Source organism: Streptomyces sp. TLI_146, assembly GCF_002846415.1.
Classification (GTDB): Bacteria; Actinomycetota; Actinomycetes; order Streptomycetales; family Streptomycetaceae; genus Streptomyces.
In genome coordinates, this window is record NZ_PJMX01000001.1 from 3,599,399 (window position 1) to 3,619,268 (window position 19,870).

The window sequence follows — 19,870 nt, forward strand, 5'->3', positions numbered from 1 at the left end:
ATTAGCCGGATTGATCAATCAACGGGATGGACCGATCAAGGTGAGGGGGATCCTTTGCGCGCCCTTGAAGTCCGCGCCCTCGAAGTCCGTGAGCTCGAATGCTTTCTCGTCCTCGCCGACGAGCTGCACTTCGGGCGCACCGGCGAGCGGCTGTACGTCTCGCAGAGCCGCGTCAGCCAGCTGCTCGCCGCCCTGGAACGGCGGCTCGGCGCGCGGCTCGTGGAGCGCACCAGCCGGCGCGTGCGGCTCACCCCGTTCGGGGAGGAGTTCCTCGCCGAGCTCCGGCCTGCCTATGACGCGCTGGCCGGTGTCGTCTCCCGCGCGCAGGCACACGCCCGGGGGCTCACCGGCACCCTTCGCATCGGCTTCCAGGGCACGGCCACCGCGTATCTCCTGCGGGCCATCGAGGCGTTCAGGGTCCGCCATCCCGACATCCGGCCGCACCTCGTCGAAATCCCTCTCTGCGATCCGTTCGGGGCACTGCGGCGCGGGGACGTCGACACCGCCGTCGTCCTGCTCCCGGTGGCCGAGCCGGATCTGGAGCTGGGGCCCGTCTTCTCCGAGCAGCGGCAGACCCTGGCCGTGTCGGTGCGGCACCCGTACGCCTCCCGCGACCGGCTGTCCGCCGCCGAACTGGCCGGGGCCGATCTGATCGCCCCGGCCGCGCCCGCCCCCTCCTACTGGCGTGCCGCCCAGGCGCCGGGCGCGGCGGGCGGGCCCTCCGTGGCCACGCTCCAGGAGGGGCTCACACTGGTCGCGGCGGACATCGGCGCGATGCTGCTGTGCCGCCCCACCGCCGACTACCACGCCCGCGACGACATCGCGTTCGTCCCGGTGGACGGGCTGCCCGACTCTGCCCTCGGGGTGGTGTGGCGCGCGGGCGGCGACACGGCGGCCGTGCGGGCCTTCGCGGGCGCGGTGGCGGGGACGCGCCCGGTCAGGGGCGGCGGACCTCGAAGTGGAAGCAGCCGTACTCCAGCGCCCTGACGTGGACCAGCGCCACCTCCGGGTCCGCGAACGCCTCCGCGAAGGCCGTCTCGTACCCCGCCGTGGTGTCCTCGGGGATCTCCAGGAGGCGGCCGCCCACGATGCGGCCCTCCGCGTCGTAGCGGCGGACCGTGCGCAGCGCGCCCGGGCGGGCGAAGGGGTACGACCGCGGCTCGCCGCCCGGCCCGTCGCACCGCTCGCAGATGAACACCGGGCCCTGCTCGTCGTACGCCCCCGGCTTCGCCCACGTCTCGGCCGCCCAGCGGCGCAGCGGCGCGTACGAGACGAGCGCGATGCGCTCGCCCGGCTCACTGAGGCGCAGACAGCAGCGCAGCGGGGCGCCGCCCTCCTCGTCGGTGAAGGGCGCGCAGGGGCGCCCGGCGTCGTCGGTGGCGCGCAGCTCCCCGAGCGCGGCGGGCGGGATGGGGCGGGCGTCGTAGGTCAGTGTTCCCGTCTTCGTGTTCATGGCTCCACGGTGCCGACCCGGCCCGCCCCGCACCGGCGGAATTCGGACCTGGAGCCCCCCGGGCAAAAGCCCTGTACGCCCCCGGGACGTCTCGTGCAAGGATGGCCGGAACCGTCACGATCTGATGGATCCAGCTGAGTTTTTCTGAAGGAGATGGCCGGGTGCCTGGCACGAATCTGACCCGTGAAGAGGCGCAGCGGCGCGCGGAGCTGCTGAGCGTCGACTCGTACGCGATCGAGCTCGATCTGAGCGGCGCGCAGGAGGGCGGGACCTACAGGTCCGTGACCACCGTGCGCTTCGACTCCGCCGAGGCCGGTGCGCAGACGTTCATCGACCTCGTCGCGCCCGCCGTGCACGAGGTCGTCCTCAACGGGACCGCGCTGGACGCGGCCGCCGTGTTCGCGGACTCGCGGATCGCGCTGACCGGTCTGGAGGCGGGCCCGAACGAGCTGAAGGTGGTCGCGGACTGCGCGTACACCAACACGGGCGAGGGCCTGCACCGCTTCGTCGACCCGGTCGACAACCAGGCGTACCTGTACACCCAGTTCGAGGTGCCGGACGCGCGCCGCGTCTTCGCCTCCTTCGAGCAGCCGGACCTGAAGGCGACCTTCCAGTTCACCGTGAAGGCCCCCTCGGGCTGGACGGTCATCTCCAACTCGCCGACGCCGGAGCCCTCCGACGACGTGTGGGTCTTCGAGCCGACCCCCCGGATCTCCAGCTACATCACGGCCCTGATCGTCGGTCCGTACCACTCGGTCCACTCCTCGTACGAGAAGGACGGGCAGTCGGTGCCGCTGGGCATCTACTGCCGCCCCTCGCTCGCCGAGTACCTCGACGCGGACGAGATCTTCGACGTGACCCGGCAGGGCTTCGACTGGTTCCAGGAGAAGTTCGACTACGCCTACCCGTTCGCCAAGTACGACCAGCTCTTCGTGCCGGAGTTCAACGCGGGCGCGATGGAGAACGCGGGCGCGGTGACCATCCGCGACCAGTACGTGTTCCGGTCCAAGGTGACCGACGCCGCGTACGAGGTGCGCGCCGAGACCATCCTGCACGAGCTCGCCCACATGTGGTTCGGCGACCTCGTCACCATGGAGTGGTGGAACGACCTGTGGCTGAACGAGTCGTTCGCCACCTACACCTCCATCGCCTGCCAGGCGTACGCGGAGGGCTCGAAGTGGCCGCACGCGTGGACCACCTTCGCCAACTCCATGAAGACCTGGGCGTACCGGCAGGACCAGCTGCCGTCCACGCACCCGATCATGGCGGACATCCGCGACCTCGACGACGTGCTCGTCAACTTCGACGGCATCACGTACGCCAAGGGCGCCTCGGTCCTCAAGCAGCTCGTCGCGTACGTCGGCATGGACGAGTTCTTCCAGGGCGTGCAGGCGTACTTCAAGGCGCACGCGTTCGGCAACACGCGCCTGTCCGACCTGCTGGGCGCCCTTGAGCGGACCTCGGGCCGCGACCTGACCGCCTGGTCGAAGGCGTGGCTGGAGACGGCGGGCATCAACATCCTGCGCCCGGAGATCGAGGTCGACGGCGAGGGTGCCATCACCTCGTTCACCGTCCTCCAGGAGGCCCCGGCGCTGCCCGCCGGCGCCCAGGGCGAGCCCACCCTGCGCCCGCACCGGATCGCGATCGGCTTCTACGAGCTGAACGAGACGGGCAAGCTGGTGCGCACCGACCGCTTCGAGCTGGACGTGGACGGGGCCCGTACGGCCGTCGAGCTCCCGGCGGGCACCCGCCGCCCGGCCGTCGTCCTCCTCAACGACGACGACCTCTCGTACGCGAAGGTGCGCCTGGACGAGGAGTCCCTGAAGGTCGTCACCGCGCACCTCGGCGACTTCGCCGAGTCGCTGCCGCGCGCGCTGTGCTGGGCCTCGGCGTGGGACATGACCCGCGACGGCGAGCTGGCGACCCGCGACTACCTGGCGCTGGTCCTGTCCGGCATCGCCAAGGAGTCCGACATCGGCGTCGTGCAGTCCCTGCACCGCCAGGTGAAGCTGGCCCTTGAGCTGTACGCGGCGCCCGAGTGGCGCGAGACGGGTCTGGCCCGCTGGACCGAGGCGGCCCTGGAGCAGCTGCGCGCGGCCGCGCCCGGCGGCGACCACCAGCTGGCGTGGGCGCGGGCGTTCGCGGCCACGGCCCGTACGGACGCGCAGCTCGACCTGTTGCAGGGGCTGCTCGACGGCACCGAGACGGTGGACGGCCTGGCCGTCGACACCGAGCTGCGCTGGGCGCTCCTGGAGCGGCTCGCGGCGACCGGCCGGGCCGACGAGAAGGCGATCGCGGCGGAGCTGGAGCGGGACCGTACGGCTGCGGGCGAGCGCCACGCGGCGACGGCGCGCGCGGCCCGTCCGACGGCCGAGGCGAAGGCCGAGGCGTGGGCGTCGGTGGTCGAGGGTGACACGCTGCCGAACGCCGTGCAGGAGGCGGTGATCGGGGGCTTCGTCCAGTTCGACCAGCGCGAGCTGCTCGCCCCGTACACGGAGAAGTTCTTCGCCTCGGTGAAGGGTGTGTGGGAGTCGCGTTCGCACGAGATCGCGCAGCAGATCGCGACGGGTCTCTACCCGTCGCTCCAGGTGTCGCAGGCGACGCTGGACACGACGGACGCGTGGCTGGCCTCGGCGTCGCCGAACGCGGCCCTGCGGCGGCTGATCTCGGAGTCCCGGGCGGGGGTTGAGCGGGCGCTGCGGGCGCGGGAGGCGGACGCGGCGTCGTCGTAGGTGGTTTTGCCCCCACCCCGCCCCTTCCCTGAACCCTCCGGGGGTGGGAGGGGGCGGAGGTGGCTCTCCCGGGGGCTACGCCCCCGGACCCCGTTTGCGGGGCCTGCGGCCCCTGCACCCCGCTGAGTTCGGCTGCGGACCGTGGGTGGCTGAGCGCGCAGTTCCCCGCGCCCCTAAAAGCGCCCCTCCGGGCCGCCCCGGGGATCGCCGCGCAGCGGCATCTAAGGGGCGCGGGGAACTGCGCGAGCAACCCACCACGGTCCGCGGCCGAACGGGATCCCCCGGAGAGTTTAGGGAAGGGGCGGGGTGGGGGAACTCTCCCGCAGCGCGGACAGCACCCGCCCCACCCCCGCCCCACCCTCCGCCCCCCTCCGCACCGCAGCCACCACATGCCGATACGGCCGACGATCCACGGGCAGCTCCCGCATCACCACACCCCCACGGGACACCGCCGCCATCCGCGGCACCAACGCCACCCCCATCCCCCCCGCCACCATCGACAGAATCGCCGTCCACCCCGCCGCACTGTGCGCCTGCTCCGGCACGAACCCCGCCGCCTCGCACGCCGCCGTCGTGATCTGGGACCACGGTCCGCTGCCGCCGAAGATCCACGGCTCGGCCGCGAGGTCGGACAGGCGCAGGTCCGGTGCGGTCGCGAGCGGGTGGTCGGCGGGGAGCGCGACGTCCAGCGGGTCGGCCAGCAGCGGGACCACCGTGAACCGGGGGTCCCGGGCGCTCGGGGCGTGCGCGGCCAGCGACAGGGCCAGATCCACCGCCCCGGCCGACAGCAGCTCGTACGCCTCGGCCGCCTCCGCCTCCCGTACCCGTACCTCAAGCGCGGGATGGCTGCGCCGCAGCCGCAGCGCCGCCGGGACGACCAGCGCGGGCACCGCCGTGGAGAAGGCCCCCACCCGCACCACACCCGCCTCGCCCCGCAGATACCCCGCCAACTCCGCGTCCGCCCGCTCCAGTTGGGCGAAGACCGCCTCGGCGTGGCGCAGTACGAGATGGGCTGCGTCGGTGAGGCGGACCCGGCGGCCGTCCGCCTCCAGGAGGGGGACGCCGAGCTGCTTCGCCAGGTTGGTCAGCTGCTGCGAGACCGCCGAGGGCGTCATCAGCAGCGCCTCGGCGGTCGCGGTCACGGTTCCCCGGTCGCGCAGGGTCCGCAGGATGTGGAGCTTCTTGATGTCCCAGTCGTGCCGTTGGCCCTCGTTCCGGTTGCCGAACAGCTCTGCGGGATCGTTCGCGCGCATGCCCGTCAACCTATCGGCGTGAGCCCAGCACCACGCCGCCCAGGATCAGCGCCATGGACACCAGCCCGCCCACCCCCGTCGCCTCGCCAAGGAGCGCGTAGGAGAGCAGGGCCACGAAGACCGGCTGGAGGTAGTAGACGACGCCCGCCCGGGCCGCGCCGATCAATGCGATCGCCTTGTTCCAGGCGAAGAAGGCGACGGCGGAGGAGAGGACGCCCACGTACACCAGCGGCCCGGCCGTCCCCGGCGTCACCGCGAAGCCGCCCTGCACCGCGAGGCTCACCCCGTACGCCGGCGCCAGCATCAGCGCGCCCAGCGCGAACGTGGTGAACAGGAAGGCCAGGCCGCCGAGTCCGGCGGGGCGGCGGCGCAGCAGGGCGCTGTACGAGGCGAAGGAGACGGCGGCGGCGACCATCCACAGGTCCCCGGCGGCGAAGCGCGGCGCGAGCGAGCCCTTGCTCATCAGGAGCAGCACCCCGGCGCAGGCGACGAGCATCCCGGTCGTCCGGCGCGCCCCGAGCCGCCCGCCGCCGAGCCGCTCGTACAGCGCCATCAGCACCGGCGACGCGGCCATGATCATGCCCATGTTGCCCGCGGAGGTGGAGAGTCCGGCCTGGTTGACGAGGGTGTTGTAGACCGTGACGCCGAGCAGGGCGGCCAGCAGGACGAAGCGGAAGTGGCGGCGGATCAGGGCCCGTTGGCGCCAGGTCTCGCGGGCCGCGAACGGGGCGACCGCCACCAGGGCGATGATCCAGCGCCAGAACGCGGCCTGGACGGGGGGCACCGAGTCGTGCAGGGCCCGGGAGGCGACGAAGCTGCCGGACCAGACGACGGTGGCAACGCCCGCGAGGGCGAGTCCGGGGCCTGTGGCCCGGCTCGCCCTCGCGATGATCGGGGTGGTGCGGTCTCGCTCCAGGACTGCCACGGCGGTCGCTGCTCCTTCGACGGTCGGCGGTGGGTGCCGGATTACCGTCGCACCGCGGGAACCATCGCGTCCATCGAATCTTTCTGACCGATTCGTTCAGTTGAAGTGAACGGTTCTGCGGGGAGGTCCACCCGGCGTTCCACCTTGGGCTCTGCCTTGAGCTCCGGCATGAGTTCCGCCTTGAGCTCCGGCTTCGCGGGCTTCGCCGTCCTCGGTACGTACTGGCCCGCCAGCGTCGCCCCGAAGGCGATCGCCATTCCCGTGAGCTGGAGCGGGGTGAGCGTCTGGCCGAGCGCGGCCCAGCCGAGGACGGCGGCGGTCAGCGGCGACAGCGGGCCGAGGAAGGTCACCGAGGTGGCGGTCAGGCGGCCGATGCCGCGGAACCAGAGCCAGTACGCGACGGCCGTGTTGACCAGGGCGAGGTAGAGGTAGCCCGCGAGGTTGCGCCCGTCGAGCGCCGGAGGCGCACCCTCGACCAGGAAGGCGACCGGCGCGATGAGCAGTCCGCCGGCGGTCAGCTGCCAGCCGGTCATCACCAGCGGACCGACCCCCTCGGGGCGCCCCCACCGCTTGGTGAAGACGGTCCCGGCGGCCATCGACACCGAGGAGGCGACGCCCGCGATCACTCCGACGGTGTCCAGTGCCCCGGTGGCCTTCAGGACGACCAGGCTGACCCCAAGGGCCGCCGCTATACCGGTGAGCAGCGTCCGCAGCGACGGCCGCTCCCCCAGGAAGAGCGCGGCGAGCCCGGCCACCCACAGCGGTCCGAGGGAGCCGATCACGGCGGCCATGCCGCCGGGCAGCCGGTAGGCGGCGAGGAAGAGGAGCGGGAAGAAGGCCCCGATGTTGAGCGCCCCCAGGACCACCGCCTTCCACCACCACTCCCCGCGCGGCAGTCTCCGGGTGACCAGGAGGAGCGCGAGCCCGGCGGGCAGTGCCCGCATCATGCCCGTGAACAACGGCCGGTCGGCGGGCAGGAATTCGGTGGTCACGGCGTAGGTGGAGCCCCAGGAGATCGGGGCGAGGGCGGTGAGGGCGACGGTGGCCATGCGGCTCTGGGTTCGCTTCATGGGAAGTAGCTTACTCCTAAGCTACTTTTAGTCAAGCAACTTTCTTGCGCCCGATCAAAATCGCTCGGATACTGGTGCCCATGACAACGACCCCCCGTGACCCCGTCGACGCCATCACCGCGCAGTGGGCGGAGGTGCGGCCCGACCTCGACACCGTTCCGATGGCCGTCTACGGGCGGATCTACCGCATCTCCCGGGCCATGGGCGACCGGATCGAGAAGGAGTACAAGCGGTTCGGGATCTCGCGCGGCGAGTTCGACGTCCTGGCGACGCTACGGCGCTCCGGCGAGCCGTACACGCTCTCGCCGCGCCAGCTCTCGGCGACCACGATGCTCACCACCGGCGGGATGACCGGGCGCCTGGACAAGTTGGAGAAGGCCGGGCTGCTCAGCCGCAGCCCGGACCCGAACGACCGGCGCGGGCTGCGCGTCACCCTCTCCGAGAAGGGCCGCGAGATCGTCGACGAGTCGGTGACGGCGGGCCTGGAGATGCAGCACGAGGTGCTGGACGGGGTGCTCGACGCGGCGGAGGCGGAGCAGCTGAACGGCCTGCTGCGCAAGCTGCTCTCGGCGCACTGAGCCGCCGGGAGGGGCCGCCGGGAGGGGAAAGAAGAAAAGGCGCTTCGCGGTACGAGTGGTACTCGTACCGCGAAGCGCCTCACAGCGCGTGAAGCGTGGTCGGTCAGGCCTTCTTCGACTTGTCGAGGACCATGACCAGACCGGCGATGACCGCGAACAGCGCGATGGGCGCGATCACGTACAGGCCGATCGTGTCGAACACGCTCAGGCCGGAGCCCGGGTCGTCGCCGTCGTCGCGGGTGACCGCGAGGGCGGGGGCCGACATGAGCAGCATCATCAGCGTCGTACCGGCTGCCACGGCGCCGGCGCGCAGGGTGTTCTTCTTGTCCACGGTGCAAACGTAGCGAACGCCTAAGCGGGGCGCGCGCCCGGGGGTGCCGTACGAGTCCCCGCGCCCGCCGCCGCGGTCTCCGGCCCGGACGCGAACACCCGCATCAGGCCGTGCAGCCGGGGCGAGGAGACCACGTCCTCCAGGGCGAGCGGGCGGCCGTCGGGACCCGCCACCGGCAGGCGCCAGTTGGGGTACTGGTCCCAGGTGCCCGGCAGGTTCTGCGGACGGCGGTCGCCCACCGCGTCCGGCAGCCACACGCCGACCATCCGGGCCGGGGTGCGCAGCAGGAAGCGGTAGACCGCCCGCACCGCGCCCTCCTCGCCCCGGGCGCCCTCGGGCAGCAGCCCGAGCCGGGCGAGATAGGCCAGCCACTCTCCCACCTCCGCCGCGTCCTCGGCCTGCTCCTCGGCCAGCGGGCGGGTGAGCAGCCCGAGGCGGTGGCGCAGACCGACGTGCTCGCCGGTGAGCCGAGCCGCCGTGGAGGGCAGGTCGTGGGTGGTGGCGGTGGCCACGCACGCCTCGCGCCAGGCGGCCGGGGGCAGCGGGCGGCCGGTGCCCTCCCAGTCGCGCTCGAACCAGAGCACCGAGGTGCCGAGCACTCCGCGCCGGCTCAGCGCCTCCCGTACGCCGGGCTCGACCGTGCCCAGGTCCTCCCCTATGACCACGGCGCCCGCCCGGTGGGCCTCCAGGACGAGCACGGCGAGCATCGCCTCGGCGTCGTAGCGCACATAGGTGCCCGCCGTCGGCTCCTCGCCGCGCGGCACCCACCACAGCCGGAACAGGCCCATCACATGGTCGATGCGCAGGGCTCCGGCGTGCCGCAGCAGATCGCGCAGCAGGCCGCGGTACGGGGCGTAGCCGGACGCGGCGAGGACGTCGGGGCGCCACGGCGGCAGGCCCCAGTCCTGGCCGCGCGCGTTGAAGGCGTCGGGCGGCGCGCCCACCGACATGCCCCGGGCGAAGGTGCGCTGCTGCGCCCAGGCGTCGGCGCCCTCCGGGTGCACGCCGACGGCGAGGTCGTGGACGAGGCCGACCGCCATCCCGGCGTCCTTGGCGGCCCGCTGGGCGGCGGCGAGCTGGGTGTCGGTGAGCCAGGCGAGCCGGGTGTGGAAGTCGATCCGGTCGATGAGCTCGCGCCGGGCGCGGGCGGTGGCGGCCGAGCGGGGGTCACGCAGGGCGCCCGGCCAGCGGGTCCAGTCCGGCCCGTACCGCTCGGCGAGCGCGCACCAGGTGGCGTGGTCCTCCAGGGCCTGGCCCTGGTGGGCCAGGTAGTCGCAGTACGCGGCCCGCCGCCCGGGGCCCAGCGGCACCGCGTGGACGGCCTCCAGGGCCTCCCGCTTCAGCGCCCACACCGCGTCCCGGTCGATCAGCTCGCCGCCGTCGAGCACCGACCGGCGCAGCGCGTCCGCCGCCTTCAGCAGCTCGTCGAGCCGCTTGCGCTCGCGTACGTAGGCGTATTCGGGGATGTCCTCGATCCGCAGGTGTACGGGGTCGGGGAAGCGGCGCGAGGAGGGGCGGTAGGGGGACGGGTCGGTGGGGGTGCCGGGGACGGCCGCGTGCAGCGGGTTGACCTGGAGGAACCCCGCGCCGACGGACCGCCCGGCCCAGCCGGCGACCTCGGCGAGGTCCCCGAGGTCGCCCATGCCCCAGGAGCGGGCGGAGAGCAGCGAGTACAGCTGCACGAGGAACCCGTGGGTGCGGGCGGGGGGTTGGGGGGTGCGGTCGGGGGCGACGACGAGGGTGGCGCGGGCCGTGCGGCCGTCGGGCGTGCGGGCGGTGGCCCGGTGGACGCCGAGGGGCAGGTCGGGCCAGGGGGCGGCCTCCTCGGCCCCGGCGCCCGGCACCGTCCAGTCGGCCGCGCCGCCGCCCTCCGCCTCGACCCGGACACGGCTGCCGGGCGGCAGGGCGGCGAGCGACGGGGGCGGGGGCGCGGACGGCGGGTCCGGGTCCTGCCAGTGGACCACGGTCGGGGGCAACAGCCGGGCGGCCAGCGCCCGTTCGGCGGCGTCGAGGGACGCGCTCACCGCCTCCGGGGTGGCCGCGTCGACGCCCAGCGCCGCGAGGACGGCGACGACCGTGGCGTCCGGGACCGGGACCGTGCGGTCGGCCGACGGGGCGTAGGACGTGGCGACGCCGTGCAGCGCGGCGAGCCGGGCGAGGGTCATGGCGTCAGGCTCCGGCTGGCGCGGCCACCGGGGTCGGTTCGCTGGTCAGGGGCGCCGCCTCGGTCAGCGGGGGCTCACTGGTCAGCGGTTCGGCGTCGGCCAGCGGAGGTTCGCTGGTCAGGGGCTGTTCAAGGGCGGAGACGGCCACGGAGGGCTCCACGAGGATCGGCAACGGGGGACACAGCAGCCCTACCCCGTGGGCGGGCTCCCAGACGTACAACGTGGGGGGTGTCACGACCGTCACCGCCACACTGTGACCCAGGTCACCGGAACGGGCAATTCCGGCACAACAGTCATGCGCGTTGACACCCTCACCACGGGGGTGGTGGGCTCGGGGCCGGTTGCGGCGGCGGGGGTGGCAAGAGCGGTGCCTAGGCTAGGAGATGCCGTGCGGTTCGGGCGCGGGAAGCGGGCGACGGCCGTCGCGGCCGCCGTCATCGGCGGGCTGCTCGGCGCGGCGCCCGGCGCGCTCGCGGCACCCGCGGACCCCCCGGCCCCCGAACAGCCCTCCGGCACGGGCCTGTCGACGGGCACGCCGAAGGACGCGGTACGGGACGAGAGCCCCGGGATCTGGCCCCGGCCGCAGTCCGTCAAGCGGGCCGGACCGGGGCTGCGCCTCGGCTCCGAGGCCGTCCTGATCGCCGAGGAGGACGCCGATCCGTACGCGGTGGCCGCGCTCGCGGACGTCCTGGACAAGGCCGGAGTCACCACCCTGCACTACGGACTCCGGGGCGCCGGGCCGGTGTTCCGCGTCGGCGGGAGCGGCGCGCGGGACGCGCTGCGCGCCCTGCGGGTGGCCGAGCGCGGGGACCTGCCGTCCGGCGGGTACCGGATCGGAGTGGGCCGGGTCGGCGGGCGGGACACGGTCGCGCTCGACGGGGTCGGCGAGGACGGGCTCTTCCACGCCGTGCAGACGCTGCGCCAGCTCCTGGGGCAGGACCGGCGGGGCGACGCCACGCTGCCCGGGGTACGGGTGCGGGACTGGCCCGCCACGGCCGTGCGCGGTACGACGGAAGGTTTCTACGGGCAGCCCTGGACACGCGAACAGCGCCTGGCGCAGCTCGACTTCATGGGCCGCACCAAGCAGAACCGGTACCTCTACGCGCCGGGCGACGACCCGTACCGCCAGGCCCGCTGGCGCGACCCCTACCCGGCCGACCAGCGCGCCGACTTCCGGGCGGTCGCGGCCCGCGCCGCCGCCAACCACGTCACGCTCGCCTGGGCGGTGGCGCCCGGCCAGGAGATGTGCCTGTCCTCCGACAAGGACCTCAAGGCGCTGCTGCGCAAGCTCGACTCGATGTGGGCGCTGGGCGTACGCGCCTTCCAGCTCCAGTTCCAGGACGTCAGCTACAGCGAGTGGCACTGCGGGCGGGACGCGGACACCTTCGGGCGCGGCCCCGCCGCCGCGGCCCGCGCCCACGCGCGCGTGGCCAACGCCGTCGCCGCGCACCTGGCCGAGCGCCACCCGGGCGCGCAGCCGCTGTCGCTGATGCCGACCGAGTACTACCAGGAGGGCGCCACCGCCTACCGCTCCGCGCTCGCGGACGGGCTCGACGCGCGCGTGCAGGTCGCCTGGACCGGCGTCGGGGTGGTGCCGCGCACCATCACCGGGCGCGAACTGGCGGGCGCGCGGGCCGCGTTCGGGCACCAGCTGGTGACGATGGACAACTACCCGGTGAACGACTGGGCGCCGGGCCGGATCTTCCTCGGCCCCTACACCGGCCGCGAGCCCGCCGCCGCCACCGGCTCGGCCGCGCTGCTCACCAACGCCATGGCGCAGGCCTCCGCCTCCCGCATCCCGCTGTTCACGGCGGCCGACTACGCCTGGAACCCGCAGGGTTACGAGCCGGAGGCCTCCTGGCGGGCGGCGATCGCCGACCTCTCGGGCGGGGACGCGCAGCTGGGCGAGGCCCTCACGGCGCTGGCGGGCAACGACTCCTCGTCGGTCCTCAGCAGCGCCGAGTCGGCCTATCTGCGTCCGCTGCTGGACGCGTTCTGGAACTCGCGCGGCTCGGGGGACGCGGCCGTACGGGACGGGGCGGCGGCGCGGCTGCGCGCGGCCTTCACGGTGATGCGGCAGACGCCCGCGCGGCTCGCGGGCAGCGGCGAGCTCGCCGACGAGGTGCGCCCGTGGGCCGACCGGCTCGCCCGGTACGGCCGGGCCGGGGAGAGCGCCGTCGACATGCTCCAGGCGCAGGCGCACGGCGACGGCGCGGCCGCCTGGCGGGCCACGCTCGCCCTGGAGCCGCTGCGCCGGGCCGCCGCCACCGGCTCGGTCACCGTCGGCAAGGGCGTCCTGGACGCGTTCCTGACCCGCGCGGCCCGGGCGTCGGCCACCTGGACGGGCGCGGACCGGCCGCCCGGCGACGTCAGCGTCTCGCCGGACGCGTACACCGTGCGCCTGGGCCGGGCCCGCCCGGTGGAGGCGGTCACGGTCATGGACGACTCGGGCGCCGGGCCGAGCCCCTCCGTCGGTCCGGGCTCGGGTCCGCCGGCCTGGGCCACGGCGGGCGCGCCGCCCGTCGAGGACGCCGCGTGGGGGCCGGGCCCCGGGCCGGGGCGGGTCGCCTGGGCCGAGGGCGGGGCGCTGGTGCAGGTGCATCTGCCCGGTGTGGGCTGGCGCAGCCTCGGGCCGCTCTCGCCCGGCGGCTGGACCCAGAGCTCCGCGCGCGGGGTGCACGCGGACGCCGTCCGGGTGACCGGCCCGACCGCCTCCGTACGGTCCGTACGGCATCTGGTCCCGTGGTTCGCGGACGAGCCGCGCGCCCGCCTTGAGCTGGCCCGGGACGAGACGGACGCGGAGATCGGCGGGAAGCCGCAGCGGGTGGCGGCCGTACTGACGTCCACCCGCCCGGCGGATGTGCGGGGCACGCTGAGCGCGAAGGCGCCCCGGGGCATCACCGTCAAGGTCCCCGGCGCGCTCACGGTGCCGCGCGGCGCGGCGGCGAGCGTGCCGGTGGAGGTGTCGGTGGCGCCGGGCACCCCGGCGGGCGAGTACCGGGTGCCGGTCGCCTTCAACGGGCAGGAGCGCGTCCTGACCGTACGGGCGTATCCGCGCACCGCCGGTCCCGATCTGATCGCGGGCGCCGCGGCCTCGTCGTCGGGCGACGAGACCCCGGCGTTCCCGGCGCGCGCGGCGGCCGACGGCGACCCGTCGACCCGCTGGTCCTCCCCGGCGCAGGACAACGCCTGGTGGCAGGCCGAGCTGCCCGCCCCCAGCCGGGTCGGCCTGGTGGTGCTGACCTGGCAGGACGCGTACGCGAGCGCCTACACCGTGCAGGTCTCCGCGGACGGCCGCACCTGGCGCACGGCGGCGACCGTGCGCGACGGCAAGGGGGGCCGGGAGGCGGTCCGCATGGACGCGCGCGGCGCCCGCTTCATCCGGGTGCAGGGCGTGACGCGGGCGACGCCGTACGGGTACTCGCTGTGGTCGGTGGAGGCCTACGGCGTGGCCCCGTAGCCGGGCACGGACGGGCCGGGGACCGGCGGGGGCCGGTCCCCGAAGACACCGAAGGCCCGGTCTCAGGCGGAGATGCCGTCGATCCGGGCCAGGGCGTCGTCGGCGCCGAACGGTTGGAGGTACGGGAGCCAGCGTGGGTCCCGGTGCCCCGTGCCGATGATGCGCCAGGCCAGACCGCTGGGCGGGGCGGGCTGGTGGCGCAGGCGCCAGCCGAGCTCCAGCAGGTGCCGGTCGGCCTTGACGTGGTTGCAGCGGCGGCAGGCCGCCACCACGTTGTCCCAGACGTGCTGACCGCCGCGGCTGCGCGGAATCACGTGGTCGACGCTGGTTGCGACGCCACCGCAGTACATACAGCGCCCGCCGTCGCGCGCGAAGAGCGCACGGCGGGTCAGCGGAACGGGCCCCCGGTAGGGGACCCGTACGAATCTCTTGAGCCGGACCACGCTGGGGGCGGCCACGACCCGGGTCGCGCTATGCATGAAGGCGCCGGATTCCTCTAGGCAGACTGCCTTGTTTTCGAGCACGAGGACGAGCGCGCGGCGGAGCGGTACGACGCCGAGCGGCTCGTACGACGCGTTGAGGACCAGGACGTGCGGCACGGTGGATGCCTCCTTGTACGCCGGCGGCGCGTGGCTCGCGCCGGGACGATCTGCCTTCAGTCTCTCCTCATGGCTGGTCGAAGCGCCACCACGTCCGGGTAACGGCCTTGAAGTGTTTTCGACCACACCCCACTACATCCCCAGCTCGGGGCGGACTCTCCCCCGAACACGGCAACGAAGCACACGCGTTGCCCCGTTAGTGTGGTTGGCCTGCCGTCGCACTGTCGGCAGCGCACTGCCTGGAGGTTCCCCCCGTGCACTGGCCCGCCGTACTGGCCGCCGGACCCCCGTCCGATCCCACCGCTCCGCCGACCACCCCGGTCACCCTCGACGACGCCCAGAAGTCGGCCACGGAGGCCGCGGGCTGGGTCGAGGAGAACTGGTCGACGTGGCTCGCCATCGGCCTGCGCATCCTCCTCATCGTGATCATCGCGTCCGTGCTGCGGGTGCTGGTGCGCCGGGCCCTGACCAAGCTCATAGACCGCATGAACCGCAGCGCCCAGGCCGTGGAGGGCACCGCGCTCGGCGGCCTGCTGGTCAACGCGGAGCGCCGCCGCCAGCGCTCGGAGGCCATCGGCTCGGTCCTGCGCTCGGTGGCGTCCTTCCTGATCATGGGCACCGCGGCCCTGATGGTCCTGGGCGTCCTCAACATCGACCTGGCGCCGCTGCTCGCCTCGGCGGGTGTCGCGGGTGTGGCGATCGGTTTCGGCGCGCGCAACCTCGTCACGGACTTCCTCTCCGGCGTCTTCATGATTCTGGAGGACCAGTACGGGGTCGGCGACTCGATCGACGCGGGTGTGGCCTCCGGCGAGGTGGTCGAGGTCGGGCTGCGCGTGACGAAGCTGCGCGGCGACAACGGCGAGATCTGGTACGTCCGCAACGGCGAGATCAAGCGCATCGGCAACCTCAGCCAGGGCTGGGCCACGGCGGCCGTCGACGTCCAGGTCCGCCCGACGGAGGACCTGGACCGCGTCCGCGCGGCCATCACGGAGGCCGCGGAGTCCATGGCCAAGGACGAGCCGTGGAACGAGCGCCTGTGGGGTCCCGTCGAGGTCCTCGGCCTCAACGAGGTGCTGCTCGACTCGATGGTGATCCGGGTGTCCGCGAAGACGATGCCGGGCAAGGCGCTGGGCGTGGAGCGGGAGCTGCGCTGGCGGATCAAGCGCGCCTTGGACGCGGCGGGCATCCGCATCGTGGGGGGTGTGCCGTTGGTGGACCCGGACGCGTCCGCCCCGGACCCGTCGGCCTCGGTGGCCGCGCCCTCGGCCCTGAACAACCCGACTTCCCCGCAGTCGCTGGCTGTGGCGCCGATCCCTCCGGGGGGGCTGGCGAAGTAGTTCGTTCGGCTGCGGGCCGGTTGCGGCTGGTCGCGCAGTTCCCCGCGTCCCTTGAGGGGTGCGGGCCGGCCCCGGTGCTCAGTGCGCCGGGGCCGTCGTGCGTCACGTAACGCTTTGGTAGACCCCCGGGCCCACACCATTGACGCCCCGGTGAACGCCCCCTACCTTCACTGCATCCGATAGGAAACTTTCCTAACAGTGGGTTGGGGAAGCCGAGACGTGAAGGGCAGGTGCAGCCGTCGTGGCCGGTACTACCCCCGGAACGCCGCGCGTACTCCGCGCCATGAACGACCGCGCCGCCCTCGATCTGCTCCTGGAGCACGGGCCCCTGTCCCGTACCCGGATCGGGAAGCTCACCGGGCTGTCCAAGCCGACCGCCTCCCAGCTGCTCGCGCGGCTGGAGGCGGCGGGGCTCGTCGTGGCGACCGGGACCACCGAGGGGCGGCCCGGGCCCAACGCCCAGCTGTACGCGGTCAACGCGCGCGCCGCGCACGTCGCCGGGCTCGATGTGACGCCCGAGCGGATCCGGGCCGCCGTCGCGGACGTCGCCGGGGACGTGGTCGGGGAGTTCGAGGTGCGCACCCCTGGGCGCAGGCCCGCCGAGTCCGTGGTGCGGCAGGTCACCGACGCGCTCGACGGGGCCGTGAAGGCCGCCGACCTCGTCCGGGGCGATCTGCACCGCGTCGTCATCGGCACGCCCGGCGCCTTCGACCCCGGCACCGGGCGGCTGCGGTACGCCTCCCATCTGCCCGGCTGGCACTCCCCCACCCTCCTCGACGAGCTCGCGGCGGCGCTGCCGATGCCGGTCGAGTACGAGAACGACGTCAACCTCGCGGCCATCGCCGAGCAGCGGCTCGGCGCCGCGCGCGGCCACGAGGACTTCGTGCTGCTGTGGAACGAGGGCGGGCTCGGTGCCGCGCTCGTCATCGGCGGGCGGCTGCACCGGGGGTTCACCGGCGGCGCCGGCGAGGTCGGCTTCCTGCCGGTGCCGGGCGCCCCGCTGGTGCGGCACGTCACCAAGGCGAACTCCGGCGGCTTCCAGGAGCTGGCGGGCGGGCAGGTACTGCCGCGCCTCGCCCGGGAGTTCGGCGTCGCGGACATCCCCGGCGGCACGTCCATCGAGGTCGCCACCGCCCTCGTCGCACGGGCGGCGCAGGCCGTACGGCGGCGGGACGAGGAGGGGAGCGCGGACAGCGGCCCCGGCGCCCGCAGCGTGCAGGACGGCCCCGGTTCTCCCGACTCCCTGGCCGCCCCCCGCGCCGGGAGCGAGCACGCCGACCCCGACGCCCCCTCCCGCCGCCTCCTCGAAACCTTCGCCACCGGTCTCGCCACCGGTCTCGCCTCCATGGTCGCCGTGCTCGACCCCGAGCTCGTCGTGCTGTCCGGTGCGCTGATAGCCGCCGGGGGCGAGCCGCTGCGCGCGCTCGTGCAGCACGAGCTGGGCGAGCTCGCCGCCTCCCGGCCGCGGCTCGTCATCGGCGAGGTGCGCCACCACCCCGTACTGCGCGGCGCGTTGGAGAGCGCCCTCGCCGCCACCCGCGACGAGGTCTTCGACACCTCGCGCTGATCCCTCCGCACACAAGAGCCGACCCCCTCCGCACGCGAGAACCGCACATCCCCGTTCGTCCGCCCCCGCCCCGGGAGACTTCGCCATGTCCGGAAACAGCCGAATCAGCCAAAGCAACCCAAGCCGCCGCCGCTCGGCCGCCGCGCTCGCCGTGACCGCCTCCATCGCCCTCTTCGCCTCCGCCTGTACGGGCCAGAGCAACTCCGCCGCGACGGACGACGCCTCCAAGGAGACGACGATCACCTTCTGGCACGGGTGGAGCGCCCCGGAGGAGGTCAAGGCGATCCAGGCCAACGTGGACGCCTTCCAGAAGGCGCACCCCAACATCCATGTGAAGGTCGTCGGCAACATCAACGACGACAAGATCAACCAGGCGCTGCGCGCGGGCGGTTCGAACGCGCCGGACGTCGTCTCCTCCTTCACCACCAACAACGTCGGCAAGTTCTGCTCGTCCAAGGCCTTCGTCGACCTCGCCCCTTTCCTGAAGAAGGACGGGATCGACCCCGCGAAGACCTTCCCGAAGGCGATGAACGAGTACACGCAGTTCGACGGCAGGCGCTGCACCCTCCCGCTGCTCGGCGACGCCTACGCGCTCTACTACAACAAGGACGCCTTCAAGGCCGCCGGGATCGCCAACCCGCCCAGGACGTGGGGCGAGTTCGCGGCCGACGCCAAGAAGCTGACCAAGGCCAAGGGCGACTCGTACGAGCAGCTCGGGTTCATGCCGACCTACCACGGCTACGAGTCGACGACCGAGCACTACCTTGCGCAGTGGTCGCCCACGTACTTCGACTCCAGCGGCAAGTCGAACATCGCCAAGGACCCGGCCTTCGCCAAGGGGCTCGCCTTCCAGAAGCAGCTGGTGGACGACCTCGGCGGGTTCCAGAAGCTGGAGAAGTTCCGGTCCGGCTTCGGCGACGAGTTCGGCGCCAAGCACCCCTTCCACCTGGGCCAGGTCGCCATGCAGCTGGACGGCGAGTGGCGGCTTGGCATGGCCGAGGACACCAAGCCGAAGTTCGAGATCGGGGTGGCGCCGCTGCCCGTACCGGACGACCAGGCCGCGACCTACGGCAAGGGGTACATCACCGGCACCATCGCGGGGATCGCCGCCACCTCGGCCAAGCAGAACGCCGCCTGGGAGCTGGTGAAGTACATGACGACCAACACCGAAGCGGTCGTGAACTTCGCCAACGCCATCCACAACGTGCCCTCCACGCTCGACGCGCTGAAGTCCCCGAACCTCAAGTACGACCCGCGCTTCAAGACGTTCCTGGACATCGCGCAGAACCCGGCCTCGACCACCAGCCCGGCCTCCGTCAACGGCGGCCAGTACCTGGTGTCGGTCCAGAACCTCGGCTACGACGTCGAGAAGGGCAAGCAGGGCGACATCAAGGCCGGTCTGGAGAAGACCGCCAAGGAGATCGACACCGCGATCGACCAGGCCAGGTAGGCCGGGAATGACCGCGTACACACTGCGCGCCAAGCGCCGCCGGGCGGCGCTGCGGACGACCGCCTTCATGTCCCCCTGGCTGATCGGCTTCGGCGTCTTCTTCGCCTACCCGCTGATCTCCACGGTCTACTTCTCCTTCACGCACTACGACGGGTTCGCGGACCCCACCTTCAACGGGCTCAAGAACTGGTCGTACGTCTTCAACGACTACCCGCTGTTCTGGCCCGCGCTGCGCAACACGCTGTGGCTGGTGGTGGTCATGGTGACCTGCCGGGTCGCCTTCGGGCTCGGCATCGGGCTGCTCATCACCAAGATCAAGACGGGTACCGGGGTCTTCCGGACGCTCTTCTACCTGCCCTACCTGGCGCCGCCGGTCGCCGCCACGCTCGCCTTCGTCTTCCTGCTCAACCCCGGTACGGGACCGGTCAACTCGGTCCTGTCCGACCTCGGGATACCGGCGCCGGACTGGTTCACCGACCCCGCCTGGTCCAAGCCCGCGCTGACCATGCTCGCGGTGTGGGGCGTCGGCGACCTGATGGTGATCTTCATGGCCGCGCTGCTCGACGTACCGAAGGAGCAGTACGAGGCCGCCGAGCTGGACGGGGCCTCGTCCTGGCAGCGGTTCCGGTTCGTGACGCTGCCGAACATCTCGCCCATCGTGATGTTCGCGGTGGTCACCGGGATCATCCAGACGATGCAGTACTACACCCAGCCGCTGGTGGCCGGGAAGGTCGCCTCGGGGGTCATCGGCAGCTCCGGGCAGCAGTTCGAGCCCGGCTACCCGGACAAGTCCACGCTGACCCTGCCGCAGCTGGTGTACAACCTCGGCTTCCAGCGCTTCGACTACGGCTCCGCCTGTGTGGTCGCCCTGGTCCTCTTCGCCCTCTCCATGGCCTTCACCGCGCTTCTGATGCGGCGCCGTGGCGGACTGATCCAGGCAGGTGACTAGG

General features: G+C 73.2%; 16 protein-coding genes. 8 read left to right on the top strand and 8 right to left on the bottom strand.

The features are described from left to right. Nucleotides 1-54: 54 nt before the first annotated feature. Nucleotides 55-987 carry a LysR family transcriptional regulator gene (locus BX283_RS16320; protein ID WP_101388334.1) on the top strand — a complete coding sequence of 311 codons (933 nt, stop codon included), beginning with the start codon at nt 55-57 and terminating at the stop codon, nt 985-987. Here the strand turns inward: BX283_RS16320 and BX283_RS16325 are convergent. After that, nucleotides 938-1,453, bottom strand: a complete 516-nt coding sequence (locus BX283_RS16325; protein ID WP_101388335.1) for a DUF1203 domain-containing protein — start codon at nt 1,451-1,453, stop codon at nt 938-940. The two genes, BX283_RS16320 and BX283_RS16325, sit on opposite strands and share 50 nt — an antisense overlap. A 161-nt stretch (nt 1,454-1,614) precedes the next feature. On the opposite strand from BX283_RS16325, the gene pepN reads away from it, so the two are divergent. Next, nucleotides 1,615-4,185: an aminopeptidase N gene (pepN, locus tag BX283_RS16330; RefSeq protein WP_101388336.1), complete on the top strand. Its 2,571-nt coding sequence runs from the start codon at nt 1,615-1,617 to the stop codon at nt 4,183-4,185. Between the two features lie 290 nt (nt 4,186-4,475). Here pepN and BX283_RS16335 read toward each other — a convergent pair whose 3' ends face one another. From BX283_RS16335 to BX283_RS16345, 3 genes are read right to left on the bottom strand one after another with little or no spacing between them, the layout of a single operon-like run. Continuing rightward, nucleotides 4,476-5,438, bottom strand: coding sequence for a LysR family transcriptional regulator (locus BX283_RS16335; protein ID WP_101388337.1), 963 nt, complete (start codon nt 5,436-5,438; stop codon nt 4,476-4,478). 10 nt (nt 5,439-5,448) lie between these two features. Beyond that, entirely contained in the window at nt 5,449-6,354 is a 906-nt protein-coding gene (locus BX283_RS16340; RefSeq protein WP_257584309.1) for a DMT family transporter, read from the bottom strand. Nucleotides 6,355-6,404: 50 nt separating this feature from the next. Beyond that, nucleotides 6,405-7,433 carry an EamA family transporter gene (locus tag BX283_RS16345; RefSeq protein ID WP_101388339.1) on the bottom strand — a complete coding sequence of 343 codons (1,029 nt, stop codon included), beginning with the start codon at nt 7,431-7,433 and terminating at the stop codon, nt 6,405-6,407. Nucleotides 7,434-7,513: 80 nt separating this feature from the next. Between BX283_RS16345 and BX283_RS16350 the strand changes: the two genes are divergently transcribed. Then, nucleotides 7,514-8,011 (top strand): MarR family winged helix-turn-helix transcriptional regulator, encoded by a 498-nt coding sequence (locus tag BX283_RS16350; RefSeq protein ID WP_101388340.1) that lies wholly within the window; start codon nt 7,514-7,516, stop codon nt 8,009-8,011. Nucleotides 8,012-8,114: 103 nt separating this feature from the next. On the opposite strand, the gene BX283_RS16355 is transcribed toward BX283_RS16350, so the two are convergent. The 3 genes from BX283_RS16355 to BX283_RS40640 are packed head-to-tail and all read right to left on the bottom strand — an operon-like array spanning nt 8,115 to nt 10,694. Further along, nucleotides 8,115-8,342, bottom strand: coding sequence for a hypothetical protein (locus tag BX283_RS16355; protein WP_101388341.1), 228 nt, complete (start codon nt 8,340-8,342; stop codon nt 8,115-8,117). A gap of 20 nt (nt 8,343-8,362) precedes the next feature. After that, on the bottom strand, nt 8,363-10,507 hold the full coding sequence (gene malQ, locus BX283_RS16360) for a 4-alpha-glucanotransferase (RefSeq protein WP_101388342.1): 2,145 nt from the start codon (nt 10,505-10,507) through the stop codon (nt 8,363-8,365). 4 nt (nt 10,508-10,511) lie between these two features. Continuing rightward, the gene (locus tag BX283_RS40640) at nt 10,512-10,694 is read right to left on the bottom strand and encodes a hypothetical protein (protein WP_373979583.1); all 183 of its coding nucleotides are present in this window, start codon (nt 10,692-10,694) and stop codon (nt 10,512-10,514) included. A gap of 201 nt (nt 10,695-10,895) precedes the next feature. On the opposite strand from BX283_RS40640, the gene BX283_RS16370 reads away from it, so the two are divergent. Beyond that, nucleotides 10,896-13,967: a beta-N-acetylglucosaminidase domain-containing protein gene (locus tag BX283_RS16370; protein WP_180357171.1), complete on the top strand. Its 3,072-nt coding sequence runs from the start codon at nt 10,896-10,898 to the stop codon at nt 13,965-13,967. A 62-nt stretch (nt 13,968-14,029) separates the two neighbouring features. Here the strand turns inward: BX283_RS16370 and BX283_RS16375 are convergent, their stop codons facing one another. Further along, nucleotides 14,030-14,566: an HNH endonuclease gene (locus BX283_RS16375; protein ID WP_101388345.1), complete on the bottom strand. Its 537-nt coding sequence runs from the start codon at nt 14,564-14,566 to the stop codon at nt 14,030-14,032. Nucleotides 14,567-14,820: 254 nt separating this feature from the next. Here BX283_RS16375 and BX283_RS16380 point away from each other — a divergent pair, with 254 nt between their 5' ends. From BX283_RS16380 to BX283_RS16395, 4 genes are all read left to right on the top strand, one after another. Next, on the top strand, nt 14,821-15,903 hold the full coding sequence (locus tag BX283_RS16380) for a mechanosensitive ion channel family protein (RefSeq protein ID WP_101388346.1): 1,083 nt from the start codon (nt 14,821-14,823) through the stop codon (nt 15,901-15,903). A gap of 241 nt (nt 15,904-16,144) precedes the next feature. Next, on the top strand, nt 16,145-17,470 hold the full coding sequence (locus BX283_RS16385; protein ID WP_101388347.1) for an ROK family transcriptional regulator: 1,326 nt from the start codon (nt 16,145-16,147) through the stop codon (nt 17,468-17,470). A gap of 85 nt (nt 17,471-17,555) precedes the next feature. Further along, a complete protein-coding gene (locus BX283_RS16390) occupies nt 17,556-18,920 on the top strand; it encodes an ABC transporter substrate-binding protein (RefSeq protein WP_101388348.1) in 1,365 nt (454 codons plus the stop codon). Between the two features lie 7 nt (nt 18,921-18,927). Then, the gene (locus tag BX283_RS16395; RefSeq protein WP_101388349.1) at nt 18,928-19,869 is read left to right on the top strand and encodes a carbohydrate ABC transporter permease; all 942 of its coding nucleotides are present in this window, start codon (nt 18,928-18,930) and stop codon (nt 19,867-19,869) included. The last annotated feature ends 1 nt before the right edge of the window (nt 19,870 follow it).

Excerpts from the sequence above, each read along its gene's own strand:
- BX283_RS16325 (WP_101388335.1), bottom strand. The coding sequence starts at position 1,453 with ATGAACACGAAGACGGGAACACTGACCTACGACGCCCGCCCCATCCCG.
- BX283_RS16335 (WP_101388337.1), bottom strand. The coding sequence starts at position 5,438 with ATGCGCGCGAACGATCCCGCAGAGCTGTTCGGCAACCGGAACGAGGGC.
- BX283_RS16345 (WP_101388339.1), bottom strand. The coding sequence starts at position 7,433 with ATGAAGCGAACCCAGAGCCGCATGGCCACCGTCGCCCTCACCGCCCTC.
- BX283_RS16350 (WP_101388340.1), top strand. The coding sequence starts at position 7,514 with ATGACAACGACCCCCCGTGACCCCGTCGACGCCATCACCGCGCAGTGG.
- malQ (WP_101388342.1), bottom strand. The coding sequence starts at position 10,507 with ATGACCCTCGCCCGGCTCGCCGCGCTGCACGGCGTCGCCACGTCCTAC.
- BX283_RS16390 (WP_101388348.1), top strand. The coding sequence starts at position 17,556 with ATGTCCGGAAACAGCCGAATCAGCCAAAGCAACCCAAGCCGCCGCCGC.
- BX283_RS16395 (WP_101388349.1), top strand. The coding sequence starts at position 18,928 with ATGACCGCGTACACACTGCGCGCCAAGCGCCGCCGGGCGGCGCTGCGG.